This is a genomic window from Sphingobacterium bovistauri, from assembly GCF_020295405.1.
Lineage (GTDB): Bacteria > Bacteroidota > Bacteroidia > Sphingobacteriales > Sphingobacteriaceae > Sphingobacterium > Sphingobacterium bovistauri.
In genome coordinates, this window is sequence record NZ_JADEYP010000007.1 from 41,320 (window position 1) to 59,262 (window position 17,943).

Annotated in this window: 8 protein-coding genes; all 8 read right to left on the reverse strand. The window is 36.2% G+C overall.

The window, feature by feature from the left end; genetic code table 11:
- Positions 1 to 7: 7 nt before the first annotated feature.
- Positions 8 to 2,881 carry a SusC/RagA family TonB-linked outer membrane protein gene (locus IPZ78_RS05545; RefSeq protein ID WP_225552001.1) on the reverse strand — a complete coding sequence of 958 codons (2,874 nt, stop codon included), beginning with the start codon at positions 2,879 to 2,881 and terminating at the stop codon, positions 8 to 10.
- A gap of 26 nt (positions 2,882 to 2,907) precedes the next feature.
- Complete coding sequence (locus IPZ78_RS05550; protein WP_225552002.1) at positions 2,908 to 4,815, reverse strand: RagB/SusD family nutrient uptake outer membrane protein; 1,908 nt, start codon at positions 4,813 to 4,815, stop codon at positions 2,908 to 2,910.
- An 11-nt stretch (positions 4,816 to 4,826) separates the two neighbouring features.
- Positions 4,827 to 7,994 (reverse strand): SusC/RagA family TonB-linked outer membrane protein, encoded by a 3,168-nt coding sequence (locus tag IPZ78_RS05555; RefSeq protein ID WP_225552003.1) that lies wholly within the window; start codon positions 7,992 to 7,994, stop codon positions 4,827 to 4,829.
- Positions 7,995 to 8,549: 555 nt separating this feature from the next.
- The gene (locus IPZ78_RS05560) at positions 8,550 to 10,274 is read right to left on the reverse strand and encodes an endo-1,4-beta-xylanase (protein ID WP_225552004.1); all 1,725 of its coding nucleotides are present in this window, start codon (positions 10,272 to 10,274) and stop codon (positions 8,550 to 8,552) included.
- 15 nt (positions 10,275 to 10,289) lie between these two features.
- Positions 10,290 to 11,303, reverse strand: coding sequence for a DUF5627 domain-containing protein (locus IPZ78_RS05565; protein WP_225552005.1), 1,014 nt, complete (start codon positions 11,301 to 11,303; stop codon positions 10,290 to 10,292).
- A gap of 34 nt (positions 11,304 to 11,337) precedes the next feature.
- On the reverse strand, positions 11,338 to 13,107 hold the full coding sequence (locus tag IPZ78_RS05570; RefSeq protein WP_225552006.1) for a RagB/SusD family nutrient uptake outer membrane protein: 1,770 nt from the start codon (positions 13,105 to 13,107) through the stop codon (positions 11,338 to 11,340).
- A gap of 22 nt (positions 13,108 to 13,129) precedes the next feature.
- A complete protein-coding gene (locus IPZ78_RS05575; RefSeq protein ID WP_225552007.1) occupies positions 13,130 to 15,985 on the reverse strand; it encodes a SusC/RagA family TonB-linked outer membrane protein in 2,856 nt (951 codons plus the stop codon).
- A 19-nt stretch (positions 15,986 to 16,004) separates the two neighbouring features.
- Positions 16,005 to 17,939, reverse strand: coding sequence for a RagB/SusD family nutrient uptake outer membrane protein (locus IPZ78_RS05580; protein WP_225552008.1), 1,935 nt, complete (start codon positions 17,937 to 17,939; stop codon positions 16,005 to 16,007).
- Positions 17,940 to 17,943: the final 4 nt, after the last annotated feature.

Below are 17,943 nucleotides of genomic sequence, written 5' to 3' on the forward strand. Positions count from 1 at the left end.
TCTTGTCCTAGAATAAAGCCTTAACGCCAAAGTTGAAAAATCTGGACTGTGGTGCAGAGCCAACCGATAGTTGCATGGTCTCTTTTTCTTGCGCCAATGTCAACAGGTTAAAGCCGTTTACATATGTTCCCAATTCTTTAACAATTCCTTTTCCTAAAATTGATTTTGGAAAATCATAGGATATCTGCACTTTGCTTAAATCGAAACGATTGGTTTTATACATCCAGAAATCTGAACTTCTAAAGTTATTGTCACTATTATTAGTTGTAAGCCTTGGATAAGTGGCCGTTGAACTCGTCTCAGGTGTCCATCGATCGCGTACTGTAATAGAGTATTTATCTTCACCATCTACCCAGAAATAAGAATTATTACGCATCGCGTAAGATCCATGACGACTTGTCGCTACTGCAAATAGTGTTAAGTTTTTCCATTTTGCAGTCAAATTGAAACCTAACGAGAATGGCGCACCAGCCCATCCACCTTTACCTAAATAGACTTCATCGCGATTATCAATTGTACCATCGCCGTTTTGATCTATGTATTTAATGTCTCCAGGTCTTACTTCTCCAAAAGTACTTACAGCCGACGTTTCTATATCAGCTTGATCATTATAGAATCCATTGCTTTGAAGCCCCCACATGGCATCTAATGGTTTTCCTGTGCGGTTTTGATAGTCGAATTCATATAATTCGTCACGTTTCGAAGCTTTTGTATCGTAATACAATCCAGTAACACCAAAGGATATACTGCTATTATTGAACGATTTATTGATGTTCAATCCAAAGTCTACTCCTTTACGCTCATCGATATTATAATTTACAAAAGGCATATCTGAATAAACTGGCCAATATGACATAAAATACATCGGATATAAGGTACTTGGTTGTACTAAAAGTCCATTCATTTGGTTGTAGAAATAAGATGCATTGTAGCTAATTAAGTTATTAAACATACTTGCTTCAAAGCCAAAATTAAATTCTCGTCTTTGCGGATAGCGCATATTCATATTTTCGCCACGGAAACGATCAAAAGTTCTTATTAATTCACCATCTCTCCAGCTATACCAAGCCGCGTTGTTAAAAGTATAATAGCCTTGGTACATATAGAATTGTTCTATATCTAAATCCGTATTTACTATACCGGCAGAAGCTTTTAGTCTAAGGTCAGAGAAAATGCCTCCTTTCATAAATTCTTCTTCACTTAATCGCCACGCTAAAGAGAGCGTAGGGGAGAAAGCCTTTCGTTTACCCTCTGGCAATTTTGCTGAATGAGGCAAAGCACCGCTAAAATCAACGTAATATTTGTTTGCAAAATTATAACCTATATGTAAGCCTAAGTTCGCATTACTTTGCTTATGGTAATCTGCTGATCTACCAATTTGGAAAGCATTGGCAAGTAAGATTGCTGATACGTTATGGTTGTCATTATATGTACGGAAATAGTTCAGTTGAGCAGTAAATCCTAATGTTTGACGATAAGAGCTACCACCAATATTCTGAACACCACTTCTACGATCCTCACCATACTTTGTTAAGCCACTTATCAAATCTTCGCCATTGTAATTGTTCCACCCAGCTTGGTAAACAGCATATGTATTATTGTAGGATTGGTTGTATTGATTTTGGTAATCAATTGCTAATGCAGTCTCAAAGGACAAACCTTCTGTAATACCTTTCAAATCAAAATCTAATCCCGTATTGAATTGAAATTGTCTATTCATGTGTCGGCTGTTCCCTCCAGAATAAATACTTGCAAAAGCATTAGATTGATCCAGTTGACTTCCTCCTAATAGATATTGTCCATTTACCAAGAAGTTACTGTTATTTACATATATCCACGAATTTTCATCACTTTCTTCCAGCATATTGATGGGAATAAGAGGGGAAAAGCGATGCGGTCTTCCCGTTGCAGATGCTGCCCAATAATCGGTGTTTACGCCTTTTTGTGTATAGAAGCTCGCTGCTGCATTCACATTTAGTGACATAATATTGTTGAGTTTCACATCAATATTACCGCGCATATTAAATCTATTAGAAGTATTATTTTCTCTTGCTTCTCCAAAATTTAATAACGATCCCGCTGACCAATACCCAAAATTCGTATAGTATTTGGTTCTATCGCTACCTCCAGAAACTTCAGCTGTAGCATCATATCTATTGAAGCTATTTTTGATGTAATCAGATGAAAAATAATCAACATTAGGATAGCGATATGGGTTTATTCCTGCTGCATGATGGTATATAGACTTTTCGCTATATAGATTTGGCAATCCATCATTTCTACGCGCCTCATTATAAAGCGTCATATATTCTGCAGATCCCAAATATTTAGGGTAACTAATTGGAGTATTGATACCCGCATTCGTACGGATGTTAATTTTTTGGTTGTCCGAAGTTCCACGCTTAGTTGTAATGTAAATTACACCTTTAGATGCTCTACTACCGTATAATGCTACTGCGTTTATGCCTTTCATTACCGAGATTTGTTCGATCTCCGTAGGCATTACATTATTGGCATCTCTTGGAAATCCATCAATCAGTAATAGGTAACCTCCTGTCCCCCATATGTTTCCATTGTATCCGGAAATCAAAGCATCTAGATTATCCAAACTGTAGGTGGTATAATTTTTATTTAAAAGGTTATTAAGATTAACAGCGTTTACTTCGCCCATTAAATCTTGTCTTTTTACTTTACGGAAAGCTACCTGTATGAGATCAGTACTATCTGATAAAGAGCTATCTTGTAATTGTCCGCTATGTAAATAAGATATATGATTTGGCGAATGTGTTATTAAGTGGGCATTCGAGGTTTGGTTTCCCAAGAAAGTAACCGCACTTAAGCACATTGCTAGTTTTAGGTTTTTATACTTCATTGTCTTCATAATTTAATGAATTGATCATATATAGATTACCAACCTGGATTCTGATAAAATTCAGGATATAAACTCACATCATTTACTTTTAAAGGCAACCAATAATGTTTTGCTGAAAGTTTACGTTCCAAGATTACATTTTCACGTATATTCACAATACGATTTTTCGTTGGATCTTCAGGATCAAATGCACCTACACGATCAAATTCTACTGATGTTTTTAGGGTATATGGTCTTTCGATTAATAATAACCATCTTCTGAGGTCATTAAAACGATGTCCTTCGTAGGCTAATTCCACAGCACGTTCACGTCTCAATTCACCCAAGAAAGCATTTACTGAGACTTGGAAGTTTTGATGTATAGGAGATACATCAGCACGCTCACGAATGACATTTACCGCATCCAATGCTGTTTTTGAAAAGTTAGATGATTTACCACTGATACTATTATTTCCCATTAACGCCGCCTCAGCATACATTAAGTAGACATCTGCTAATCGCATATATGGTATGTAAATGTGCATATTGGTTCCCCAATCATAAGCTCTATCAAATTTATTAGTCGACAAAGGAATGAATTTGCGTAATGTATATCCTGTACGGCTTCCATTTTGAATATTTCTATAGGTTCCACCTGTGTATAGTTGCGCATATCTCGCTTGATCTTCAGTTACATCAACATTGGTAATTGTACCTCTAATCACTTTTACACCGTCAAAAAGTATATCGTTATAAAATCTAGGATCTCTTCCTTTCCATGGGTAATTAGGGTCATATCCAGATTCTGGGTCGGTTTTAGTGATATCTTTTATAGGTAAACCATTTGCCATACCGTAGTTAGCATGTATATAGTTCGCCGTAGGATTGAATTTTATAGCATCACCGTCAGAAATTAATTGTGGGAAATATTGCTTACTTAAGCCATAATGTGTTTGATTGGCAGCATTGTATGGACCTCTAAAAATAGCTTCCGTACCGCCTGGTAAAGCCCAGTTTTCACTTGTGGTATAGAAATTAGTATAGTATTTATCAAAGGTTACTAATTGATATGGAGTTTGTCCACTTTCGGTTAGTGAAAGCAATTCACCGAAAGCTTCAGCTGCTTTTTTACAATAGTCCGCATGATAATTACTATTACCCGTTACTGTTTGGTTCATTAAAGGACTTCCTGCCCATAGGTAATTCTTTCCTAGGTAAGCAAGAGCCATGATTTTGTTGATACGCAATTGGTTTTTACCAAGTGTGCGTCTGCCAGCAGCAGTATTGTCCCAATTGATGGGTAGTAAATCAGCTGCTTCCCGAAAATCTGCTGCTGCTAAGTCTGCGCACTCGTGATAATTAAGACGAGGCAATGTCAATTTTTCATCGCTGGGTAATGCATAATTAATATATGGCATTCCACCAAAATACTCCATTAAACGGTGGTGAAACCAGCCTCTAAAAAATAATAACTGACCTTTAATAAGGTCACGTTCTTCTTGCGTAGCCTCGGTCATTTTGTCCATGTTTTCTAGAGCAATACTAATCTTACGCAGACCAAACCAAGCGGCATTCCATAGATCTTTGCTGGCACGATCACCTCCCATAGTGGAGCTAAAGTCACCCTGCTCCATCCATCCAGATCCCCATCCATCGTGTTGCGATTGCCATCCCCAAAAGTTTCCATTGTCAATCTTGTGGATAAAGTGATAATCTCCAGCTGTTGTAGTGATTTCATCTTCCCCCCAGTTCCATGAATTTGTCCAGTAATTATTACTGAAATTTACAACACAATGGTAGAGCTCTTCTGTATACCCTTGGAAATTCACGAAATTTTTGAAAGCATCATCTGGAGATAATATAGATTCTTCTTCTTTGTCTAAATATTTCTCGCATGATACGAGAGCGGTAGTGCCCAGAATACCACAGGAAATAAGGATTTTTATATATTTAGAATATTTCATAATAATTGCGATTAGAATGTAATGTTAGCACCCAAATTAAAACGCTTTACAGTAGGGTATGCTCCTTGTGAAGCCCATCCTGTGCCCGCATAATTTGACTCCCTATCATCTGGCATTTTTGACCAAAACAAGAGGTTATGACCATTTAAGAATACACGTATATGCTGTAGACCCATTCTGCGGATGAAATTGTGCTCAGTAGTTAGATTGTATGCTAATTCTGCAGTTTTTAGACGTACGTAGGATCCGTCATGCATAAATCTATCCGCAGGAGAATAGCTGCTTGCGATGGATAACCAACGTGGCATAGGAACATCTGCATTGGTATTGTCACGAGACCAATAGCTCCCTTCCTCATAAGCCAAATTACGTTGACGTCCAAAGCTATCAAATACTACTTGTCGAGTTACATTGTTAACCCCATACCACTGTGTCATTAGACTGAAGTTTTTGAAATCAAAACCTAAAGTAAGGTTATACGTGTTTTGCGGAACGGAAGGAAATGCATAAGGTATATTATCCTTAGTATCTATTATACCATCGCCATTAAAATCTACAATGTGATAGTTTCCTGGGATTTTTGTTGCATCGTTGTTATCATGTGGTGTGCTGGAATATAATTCATCCCAAGTATTGTAATAGCCAGCGCTTACATGCGTATACGTTTGGCTAATTTGTTTATCTTCAATTTTTTGGTATTCAGGTAATAGCATAGGACTGTCCCCTTCAATTACTTTGTCTTTAGCATGGGTGAAATTCAAATCCCCCCATAGTCTCCAATCCTGGTTTAAAGATTTATTGGCTTTTATTTCTACCTCATATCCTTGGTTTTCTACAATCCCCAAATTGGCAACGGGAGCAGCCACACCAAAATAATCAGGAATTGCACGACCACTACCAGGAATAAGTACATCGGTTCTTTTATCTTTGAAAATATTTACTTGCCCCGTTAACAAATTATTGAAAAGCCCAAAATCAGCTCCGAAATTCAATTTTCTTACTTTCTCCCAACGTACATTTGGATTGCCTAATACATTCTCTTTGAACCATACGTAAGAGCTTCTTTCTGGCGATTCACCAATAACACCCATATGGGAGTTGCCACCCATTGCCCACTGCGTCAAATAGAGCCATCTTCCAGCGACGTTGTCATCACCAATATCACCTAAGGATGCTCTCAGTTTTAGCATATTTAATACCGAATTGCCTTTAAGAAAGTTCTCCTCAGACACTAACCAACCTATACCCCCCGAATTAAAGAATCCAAAACGATATTCTGGAGCAAACTTTTCCGAACCTGTATACGCTCCATTGTACTCAATCATATACTTATTCTTGAAATTGTATGTCGTACGGAATACCCAGTCTTCGCGAAAGTAAGGCTGCATACTTCCTGTTGCATATTCATTACGATTGAATAATCCCATGGCAGTGAAGTTGTGGTGTTCAGCAATTTTTTTGTTATAATCCAACTGCATTTGGTAAAATATTCGGCGATAGGTCTGGCCATTATTTACAGAACCAGATTGCTGTGCCCAGTTAATACCTTCCGCAAATTCAAAACGACTTCCGTCAATATTTTGACCGTATGTAGCCAAACCAGTCGTTGGATCAATCCATTTCGATTGCGCATTGTTATATAAATCATTTACACCTCTACCAGCTTCTACGAATGTATTATCTAAGGATAATGTTCCTCTAGCAGTCAATCCATTCACAAACATGTCAAGTTTCTGTTCCAACATGAAGTCAGAGGTAATGCGATTGGTAGTAGTTAGTTCTACACCTGAAAGTGCTAATACTTGAGCTGAGTTGATACCCGCTTGCGTATCAGGTGGATAAAAACCCCATGTGCCATCCGAATAACGTGGGTAAATTACATCAGGAGCAACTGTATAGGCTGCAATCCAGTACGAATATTGGTTACCACCACCCCAAGGACTTTTACGTGTGCCATGAGAACCGGCTAAGTTTGTAGAGAATTTTGTAGTAGGTGTTAATTGAAAATCAAGATTAGATCTGACGTTTATACGGTTAAAATTGTAACCTGCGTCATATCCACGATTATTATCATTTAGGCGGAACATATCTCCTTCATATAAATAATCTGCACTAGCAAAATATTTCACTTTGTCTGTACCTCCTGCGATGTTAACATTACTATTCTGTGAGAGAGCATATCCTTTGAATAATTCTTCGGCCCAGTTGGTATTTACATAACGTTCTTTTTCTTCAATATTCGCCGGGAAGCGATATTTGTCAATTATGTTTTGTGGCTGATAATATGACCAACTGTCTGGTGATAAGGCTAATTCGGCTTCAATTGCTCGATTACGTAACATCATCGCATCATAAGAATCCATTTTACCAGGCAATTGAGATACTGTCTTTACAATATTGTTAACTGTACCGCGCACTGAAGCTCTTCCTTCGCGACCTCTTTTGGTTGTAATGAGGATTACACCATTTGCACCACGTACACCATAAATTGCGGTGGCAGAAGCATCTTTTAATACAGAAACTGTTTCAATTGAACCAATATCAACGCTTGACATCGGACGTTCTACACCATCCACCATAATCAAGGGTTCGGTATTGTTCCATGTACTGCGACCACGGATTACAATACGAGGATCTTCTTCTCCGGGCATACCAGAACTAGCAGTTGTAACTACCCCTGGTACATTACCTGTCAAAGCAGCACCTACACTTGAGACACCTCCTGCACGTTCTAAAACTTTTCCAGATGTTTGCGCTACAGCGCCGACAACTGTTTCTTTTTTCTGTGTTCCATATCCAACAACAACTGTTTCTTCGATTTCAATTTCAATTGATTTCAGAAGTACTTCAATATTTGTTTGGTTTTGTACATTTACTTCCACTGTTTCGTGGCCAACCTTTCTTATAACTAGGATGTTATTGTTTTGGGACACTTGAATGGAAAATTTTCCACCGTCATCTGTGATGACTTGAACATTAGATCCTTTGACTAAAATTGAAGCCCCACTAACGGCTCCATTGTTCTGATCTAGCACAGTTCCTTGGACTCTTTTAGTGCTTTGCGCCCAACTCGTGACAGAAATACTCAATAGTAGAAGGAAGATAAATAAGTAGGAAATTATTTTTCCTAAAAAACTCCTCCAATGCATAATGAGCGAGATGGTAGATGTTATCATCATAGCATTCTTTAAGTTTAAAATTAATTGGTTATTAATTATAGATAAGTTCTATTATTCTCTACTGGTTTCCACTACTCTGTTATAGTCAGAGTGAAGGTGCACCACATAGAACACAAGGTCCATGTTTGTTTTTCATAAGTATAAGTTATTATAATGGCTATATAGAATTATAAACTTCCGTGTAATTGCATTTATTAATGCACAGAAGGCTTACTTCATGTATAATGAAAAGAATTTCACCTCTCCTTGTAGTTTATAATTGTTATATCAAAAATATGATATGTTGGTTTTAAGAGAGAGTAAGAATGTCAAAATGAATGATAATAATGTCTAAAAGCATATCATTAGGAGGTTTATATGGTTTTACCTTTTTTTAAGATTGGTCGGAAATAAAAAAATATTTTTCAATTCAGTGATGTACTACAAGTAATTTTGTAGCATCATAATATTACAGAATAGGCATAATATATGATTTATTTTATGAATAATTAGAAATGCAAATAGGGTTCGAATAAAGAAAATCGAACCCTATTATAATATAGTAAAATGGTGTTTTTATTTATTTTGGAAGGCTTCAATTACGCCAATATATGCTGGTTTTCTTTGGTATCCATTCCTATTTGTAAATATACCTATAGGTTCGTTTGGTCTCCATGTAGACGATGTTAATTGATCTACGGGACTTCTAAACGTAATACCACCTCTTTGATTAGCTGGAATATTTGAATTATAAACTTTTACAAACCATTTGTACATTTCAGCCTGTTGAACATAGAATGAAGGTGTTGCAGAAGTTATATTGACACCAATACCAATGTCTAATGCAGAAATTTTTATAAGTTTTCCTGTACTAGCCAATTTTGATAATGCATTTTCTACTTTTGATTTGTCAGAATCAAAGCTTAATGCAAATTCTGTAGCAATTCCGTCTACTTTGGCACCTTTTTGTTCTGTATAGGCAATAAAATCTTTCAGACCATCTATTTTATCAGGATATTCATCCAAATTAGTTTCAGTTATATAAATTTTGTCTGATTGATTTGAATATTGTTTAATCTTATTAATGGCAATCGCAGCATAATCTTTACCTAGAAAGTCCTGCCAATAAAATGTATTTGCAGGCAAGGCTGCTCCAGATGGATTTCCTCTTAATAGTGAAGGGTTATTATTGTCCATAGGCTGGTATACAACACTCCATGAATTAATTCTATTTTTGCCAGTTTCTCCAATCGATTTTAACCATTTGTCCATTTCATTGGTAATAATTTCTTTTTTCTCTTCTGGTGTTTTTACGATTGTTTGACCTGGGATTTCCCAATTCATTTTTATATTGTCAATCATGTAGTCAGGTGCACCTGTTTGAGAACCAATAGTTAAGACAAATGTATTTAACTCTTTTTGTGCAGGGGTCAAATTGAGATTTGCTATCGGCAAAATCATCATTCCTCTTCCCCAAGCATTAATTGGAATGCCAAAACTTTGCGGAGATCCGTAACCCGTCAAATTGGGATTGCCGTAATTTTCTGTAATGGCCATTCGCATTCCAGAACCATAAAATCCACAACATCCATCACCTTTAAAATCGATAGTCACATTTTTATAGTAAGCTAATTTTCTACCCGCTGGAAGCGTAATCTTAAATTGAGGGAAGACTGTCGATGGATTTTTCAAAATGTGTAATACTTTACCACTGTTACCTGTCGCGATCGGATCAAGGGCTACTTTGGCCGTTGCGTTATTAACATTAGTAGGGTAGGATGTACCGACTGCATCTTTTTCAAAATCAACAACATTATCAATACCAGAAATTCCGGGCAATATTACATTTGCTATCAATTTATTTAAGTAACCATCCTGTTGATTTTCATGCCATACTAAGTGCCCCGCATGAATAAATCTTGGCGTAGTGTCATTTTTGGATAATGCATTGTCAATTGCTTCTGTATTTATTGTTCCGTCAGTCAATACATTTGTATTATGATTTAGCGCACCTAATGTAATGCTGTATTCATTAAAATGTGTATTTAGTAATCTGTAGAGTAATGTGTTATTTTGTATATCTGCTATATTAATCTCAGCCCCTAGTTTAAAGTTCGGTTGAGTACTGTAATCAATATATTTTTTTAATACTTCATAACTGTCTCTGGTTTCTTGATCTATGATACTTTGAGGTTTATCAACAAACATCTCTCTATTCTCAAATTCAGCACAGGAATTTAAAATACCCAGTGTTGCAATAGCTAACGTAAAGCTTTTATGAAATTTTATATTTGTTTTCATAGTTGTTTAGATTTATTATTTCTGTACTGGGTTGAAATATTCAGGGACTACCGCACGGTCTCTAGCAACTAATGTGTCTTGGGTAACTATTTTTCCACTAATTTGACGTGCATTCGCCCCACTTCCAATATTAATATTTGTGTAATTAATTTCATAGTTTAGGTATAAAGCGCTTCGATCTTTGTTTCCCCAACTGTTCTTTTCACTTTTTGTTGTGTATTGTCCAGTACCTGTTGCTGTGTATCCATTAGATGAAGAAGTAATGGTGCAATTCCCGTTTTCATTAAATGTTAGGAGTAATGTACAATTGAAAATATTACCGTTATCTGCATCTCTAAATTGAACAGGAAACTCTACTTGATTTAATGCTTTTGTTCTTAATATGTTGACTTCGTCATTTTCTACGAAAGCCTTGTGACGAATGACATTTCTAGACACACTACCACTCATATTATCAATACCTCTACGTAGGTAGTTTCCATGCCATGGGTTAATAAACTTTAAAGCGTAGAATACAAAATTCTTATCTTCAAGTACTGTGTCTGCATTACTTACGTTATTAATCTTAATCGGTAACACATAGTAATTTGAAATAGCTAATGGATCATTAAAAAAGGCATCTGTTAATTGAACTTGTACACCGCCCATAATTTCTCCTTTTGGAATTACTATATCCTGTGATAGTAATGAGTAGAAATTAGTTGGTAGTGGTGTTAGTTTTGGTCCATTAGAAGCAAAATATAAATTCGATAATAAATTATTATCAACAGAGTAATTTATTATTATATCTTTTGTATTATCCCTAGTTCCTCCTAATGTAGCTTTTATCTCAACCTTACGTTCATTATCAAGTGTATTGTCAAAATTATTATCCTCACCTAAGACTATGGTTCGTATAGGATATTGATTTGCAAAATAAACTGATTGATAGTCAAAATCAGGATGAACTATTTCTGAATTCTTACAAGAAGAAGTCATGGCTATAATAGATAATACTAGAAGTTTTAGTATAGATTTTTTACTTTTCATATTTGTTTAAATATTGAGTGAATACAATATTGAATTATTCCCATCCCTGATTTTGCTGAATCAGATTATATTTAAGTATCTCTGATTGAGGTATAGGAGCGTACAGCATGTAATCTTGATATGAGCGTGTTTCCACAGTTATTTGACTGTAATTTCCGCCGATCAAATCAATGCCATTTGCAGTCTCATTAAGATTTAGTTTCCAACGTCGCAGGTCCCAAAAGCGAAAACTCTCAAAAGATAATTCTAATCTTCTTTCATTTCTGATTAATTCTCTCATTTTATCTTTATCGATTTTGCACTCTTCTAAATAGGCATCATTATTCGTTAGACCTATACCAGCTCTTCTTCGAATTGATTTTATAATATCATATGCTGAGAAGGCGTGTTGACCTGTACCTGTTGGACCCCATGCTTCGTTGGCTGCTTCAGCGTATGTTAAGTACATCTCGGTATACCTAATACGTGGTAGGTAGCGGCTTTTATTCAGTGTGCTATTTGGATTTCTGTTGACATCCATTCTCAATCTTTTCTTCATATAATAGCCAGTTCTTGTGGAAGTCTCTCTATTATTCAATGCATCCACTGTGCCGGATTCGCTAGTCGTAAATATGGCTGTGTTGCTTATTCCAACAGGAGCTCCATTATAGACAATATAGTGAGTCAATCTAGGATCTCTATTTGCATAAGGGGTTATCGCATTAAAGCCACTGCTTGGATGATTGATAGGGTAGCCATTAGTCATTGGAAATGCATCAACTAGATTTTGGGTTGGATTTATAAATCCATTACCAAATAGACTAGGAGGGAGATTCTGTGCTTCTTGATCTCCATTATTTGTCTGAATGTTCTCTCTCCAGATGATTTCAGGAGGGTTTAAACCTTGAGAAAGACCATCAATTTCACCTTGATTATTATAGAATGTATGACCATTTGCGGGTAAAGCATTTGCACCTCCTTTAAAGTTAATTATCTCTGCGGCTACATTGGCTGCAGCATCCCATGAGAATGTATTAGTAGCATGTTGAAATGCAGGACTAGCAGCTAATAACGTTGTGCGTGCTCTGAATGATTTGGCAATCAGTGCATTGAACAATTGGCGACTATGTGTACCCATCACTCTACTGTATGTACCTACATTAGTGGTGATACTTCTGAATTTTTCTGGAATTTGATTTGCATTACTAATATCGTTGTATTCCATAGGTAAGTAAAACTCAGCACTATCTAAATCTGTTAGTATTTGTTGGATACAATCCTTAAAACTAGCACGTGGAATATTGAAGTCACTTGATGAAGTTTGATATGCTGTTACCAATGGTACACCTAGTAATTCTCCACCGTTAGACAAGCCAGCATGATTACGTACTAAATAATACATATACAGCGCACGAAGTCCGAACGCTTCACCGCGTAGCCGCATATTAAACAATTTAGCTACTTCTGGCTCGTTTGCCCAACTTACTTTTTCAGAATTAGCTAAGAAAAGGTTTAAATATAATAGCGATCCATATCCTGTGTTCCAAAAATTGATTGGGTTGTAACTTGCTGTCCAGGATCCTGTTGCTACCTGTAGGTAGTCGTTTGTCCTCACGTTGGTTACAGCATCATCTGTTGCTATGTCACTATTGTTATAATAAGCTGGAATAGTCCTATATGTCGTATTCAAGAAGCCCTGTGCAAACCGTGGATCGTTATACATTTGATCCTCTGATTTTAAATTTTCAGGATCGGGCTCAAACCACTTTTTACAACTCATGAAAGAAAGGGCACACAATCCTAAAATAAATATTTTGATTTTCATGTTATCTAAATTTTAATGATTCCTAAAATGATGCAACTAAACCTAAATTGTAAAAGCGATTTTGAGGAGCCGAACCAAAATTTGTTTCCATCATTTTTCGCTCTTTAGATATGACAAGTAAATTATCACCATTAACGTAAATCCCCATTTTCTTAATAGTTGAAGAGTTTTTGAAAAGCTGCTCCCGCAAATCATAAGTGAATTGAACTCTTGTTAGGTTGAAACGGTTATTGTCGTACATCCAAAATGTAGAATTTTGAAAATTATTGGCACTACTTGTACTTGTCAATCGTGGGTAGGTCGCTGTGGTAGCCGTTTGCTCTGTCCATCTATCCAATACAACATCTGAATATTTGTTAAGCCCTCTGACCCAGTAATAGGAATTGTTTTTAAAGCCTATGGCACCATGAATACCAGATCCCATAGCAAAGAATGTTAGATTTTTATACTTAAGTGTTAAGTTGATACCATAGCTAAAGGGGTTTGCTGCCCAACCATTATGACCTAAATCAACTTGATCTCTTCCATCTACCAGCCCATCCTCATTGACATCTCTATATTTGATGTCTCCAAGTTTTAAGGTGCCACCAAATGTTTGTCTAGCATGGTTGTCAATTTCATCCTGAGATTGAAAAAATCCTTCCGTTATGTATCCGAAGTATGCATCTAATGGTCTACTAACGCGATTTTGATAAGCATATTCATAATTTTCTTCTCTGCGTATTACTTCAGAATTATATATCATTCCTACAAAACCTAAATTGTACGAGAAGTCATTGATCTTTTGATTAAGATTCACGGAAAAATCAAAGCCTTTGCGCATTTCTTCACCAAAGTTGAAATTTGGTAGAAAATCGCCTTGACCGGTAAAATACGATGGAAATAATGTGGATCCTCTAGATAATAAACCCTTGATGTTTTGTTTGAAATAATTTGCACTTATTATTAAGCTATTGTTGAACAGTGAAGACTCAAATCCAGCTCGAATTTCATCACGAGTTACAAATGAAAGATCATGGTTAGCACCTCTACCTGACATTGTTGTGTAGCCTCCACTTGCCCCATCTCGCCATGTAAACCATCCTCCCAGACCATCTTGGTTTCCAAAGTTTCCTGAGTATAAGTAATGACCATTAATATCCAAATCTTGCTTTAATGAAGCGTAACTACCCGTTAATTTTAAATCATTAATAAAAGAAACATTGTCTTTAATAAAGTTTTCTTCATTAACTCTCCATCCAATAGTTCCAGTAGGTGAAAACCCTTTTCTATTGTGTTCAGGTAGTTTAGAAGAATGGACAATATTTCCATTGAAATTAAAATAATATTTGTGACTGTAATTATAGCCTGCATGTATTCCTAGGTTCGTATTTCGGTATGGATGATATTGACTTCCTCCATCTGTGTCAGGATCACTTGAAAACTGCGATATGTAACCAAATCCAACTAATTTACCACTAACATTGTGCTTATCGCTAAAGGTCCTTTGGTAATCAAGTTGGGTAATAGATGTTAATGTTTGATCATACAATGATGTTCCGATGAATTCATTCGTACTGTTTCCATCATTACCGAATTTTTGAAGACTTTTTATGATGTCTTTACCATCAATAGTCACCCACTCTGGTTGATATGTCGCATAAGGTACAGTATAGCCTTCAGTATACCTAGAGGTATAATCCATACTAAACTGGGATTTCAATTTCAAACCAGGTGTAATAGCTGTTAGATCAGCCTCAGCACCCACATTGAACATGAAAGTTCTATGTTTGTTTTTAATATAACCAGAAGCTATCATTTGGGACAACTGATTGGTCTGAATTGTAGAAAGTCCACCTAATAAGTATTTTCCATCGATTATATTATTAGAGTTTTTGACCAGGATTTGTAATTCTTCATTATCAGGATCCAGCATATCGATAGGCACCATAGGATGAAACCAGTCGTTATTAGGACGAAAACTACTTGCCATTCCCCAAAAATCTCCTCGTGCATAATATTGATCAGTCATCACAGCAACAGCATCTGTCGATGCTCTTAGCCAGTCTGTCAATTTCATATCGACATTGGAACGTATATTTAATGAGAAATCATTGTTTTTATTAGCTACGCCATATTTTACAATATTATTGTTGTACGCCATACCAATATTGGTATAGTATGTCGTACGATCGTTACCTCCACTGATTTCTGTTGTCAAATCAGTTTTATAACTCAATTTACGCAAGTACTCATCTGAATATAAATTGAGATCAGGATATTTGTATTTGTTTGTTCCAATTGAAGTATTGTATATTTCTTCATTCGAATATTTTTCTGTTAATCCATCGTTGCGAAGAGCTTCATTGTACAATGTCATGTATTCAGATGCATTCAAATAAGATGGATATATTTTTGGAACAAATACACCTGTATTGAGCCTAATATCAACGCCTAATGGTTTTATTTCACCACGTTTTGTTTTTATTAATACAACTCCTCTAGAGCCAGCGGAACCGTATAGGGCTAGGCTACTTGCATCTTTAATAATAGATATTGTCTCAATCTCGTTTAAGCGAACGTCGGATGCACGGCGTTCAACACCATCTACAAGTATTAGTGGACTTTGTCCCCAGATATTGCCTGTGTAACCTCCTATAAAGCTTTGCAAGTTATCAAGGCTATATGTACCAAAACTTTTTTCGATTAGTTCCTTAACATTAATACTTGAGATCGCTCCAATAACATCTTTTTTCTTAATACTTCCGAAGGCTACATTTATAATACTATCTCCAGAAGCATTTGGAATCTGTGATGAATTTTCTTGTCCATTGGAAACCGATAGATTTACTGTAAGAGCTAAGAGAATCCAACAAACTTTTATATTATTTTTTATCATTTTACCAATATTTAAAATTTTACCATCCAGGATTCTGCGAAAAACCTTCATAGATATTGACATCCGACACTAGGAAAGGAAACCAGTAATGTCTCTTTTCATATTTTCTTTCGAAAATGGTATACTGTCTGAAATTTAAGACTCTCGCGTTGATAGGGTCTGCATATACTTGATCATTAGGCATACCTCTGTCAAAGTCGATTCCTTTTTTATATACATAAGGTTTTTCTGACAATAGTAACCAACGTCTTAAGTCATTAAACCGATGTCCTTCGAATGAAAGTTCAACAGCGCGCTCTCTTCTATATTCTGAGCGGAAAGCAGTTTGAGATGCTAAAAATTTAGAAGCAACATGTCCTACATTTAATCCAGGTCTGTCTCTGACAAAATTCACAGCATCTACTGCTGTTTTATTATAATTTGATGATTTACCTGTTGGAGAATCATAGCCCTCGGAAGCGGCCTCTGCATACATCAGATACATATCTGATAGCCTCAATAAACTTAAATACATCACATTGTTATCCATAAAACCTTCCCAGTCATTCGAGAATCTCGCTATGTACTTAGCAAGCATATATCCTGTGATTGGTGCACGATGTGAATTATCAGTCCTGAAGAATCCTCCAGTATGCAAACTAGCATATTGTCTGCGATGATCATTTTGTACATAACTGCCGTTATTCACGACCTTTTCTCCGTCAACCATAATATCATGATAAAATCTAGGGTCACGATTTTTCCAAGGAAATTGAGGGTTATATCCAGATTCAGCATCCGGTTGTGAAGGATTTTCCATATTTATTGGCAAGCCATTAGCCATTCCATAGTTATCTACATAGTTAGCAGTAGGGTAGGCTTTGATACCTCTTGCGATAATGGCATATGGACGGTAATCTGTGGCTTGATTCCAACGGAATCTTCCATTCGATTCGGCATGGTTCTCAAGCATTATTGCTTCTCTATAACGTCTCTCAGTACCTCCTTCTTGTATACTTATTGCACCGGGAATAGCTCCGTTTTGAGAAAATGTATAGAAGATCTTTGAATAATGTTCGAATGGTATTAGTTGATATCTATTTGTCGACTCTACTATTTGTAGTGCTTCACCAAAAACATCAGCAGCTCTTTTGCAAAAATCAGTATTATAGGTGTTACTACCGGTTGACTCTTCATTCATTAGGGGGCTACCAGCGTATAATAAATTTTTACCTAAAAAACCTAACGCCATAATTTTATTGGCACGTCTATCGTTTGTTCCTCGTGTTACCGAACCAATGGTCGTTTGATCCCAGTCAACAGGAAGTAAATCTGCAGCTTTACGCAGGTCTTCCGCTACTTTTTCAGCTGTTGCTTGATAATTTAATCTTGGTACACGTGGTGGTTCTGCTGGAGAAAGAGCCACATCGATATAAGGAAGTCCTCCCCAGTATTGCATTAACATGAAATGAAACCAACCTCTGAAAAAGTATAGTTGACCTTCTATTAATTGTTTTTCTTCAGGAGTAGCTTCAATAAGCAGGTCCAAATTAGCCAATCCAATATTTGCTTTTCTTATGCCATACCATGATAACCCCCAAAGATTACCTTTATCACCTCTGTTGTTACTTGTAGGGTTACCTCCAGCTTTAAACCATGATCCAAAAACTGCAGTATTCCATGCCCAATAATCTCCATGATCAATATTGTATGCAAACAATCTGTTATCTCCCATTTCCCATAATTCATCTTCACCAAAATTCCAGTTATTGTGTGATCCAATGGCTGTTAGTAGAGGGACACAGTTGTATAATTCCTCCACAAATCCTTGAAAGTTTCTATAGCTTTGAAAAGCTTCTCTTTCATCGATATCGGCTAGGGGAGATTTATCTAAATATTTTTTACAGGAAGTAATTCCCACTAATATTGACAAAATCAGTAGTGGAAAAACCAACTTTTTACTATAATTCTTCATAATC

Excerpts from the sequence above, each read along its gene's own strand:
- IPZ78_RS05545 (WP_225552001.1), bottom strand. The coding sequence starts at position 2,881 with ATGAAGACAATGAAGTATAAAAACCTAAAACTAGCAATGTGCTTAAGT.
- IPZ78_RS05550 (WP_225552002.1), bottom strand. The coding sequence starts at position 4,815 with ATGAAATATTCTAAATATATAAAAATCCTTATTTCCTGTGGTATTCTG.
- IPZ78_RS05555 (WP_225552003.1), bottom strand. The coding sequence starts at position 7,994 with ATGATGATAACATCTACCATCTCGCTCATTATGCATTGGAGGAGTTTT.
- IPZ78_RS05560 (WP_225552004.1), bottom strand. The coding sequence starts at position 10,274 with ATGAAAACAAATATAAAATTTCATAAAAGCTTTACGTTAGCTATTGCA.
- IPZ78_RS05565 (WP_225552005.1), bottom strand. The coding sequence starts at position 11,303 with ATGAAAAGTAAAAAATCTATACTAAAACTTCTAGTATTATCTATTATA.
- IPZ78_RS05570 (WP_225552006.1), bottom strand. The coding sequence starts at position 13,107 with ATGAAAATCAAAATATTTATTTTAGGATTGTGTGCCCTTTCTTTCATG.
- IPZ78_RS05575 (WP_225552007.1), bottom strand. The coding sequence starts at position 15,985 with ATGATAAAAAATAATATAAAAGTTTGTTGGATTCTCTTAGCTCTTACA.
- IPZ78_RS05580 (WP_225552008.1), bottom strand. The coding sequence starts at position 17,939 with ATGAAGAATTATAGTAAAAAGTTGGTTTTTCCACTACTGATTTTGTCA.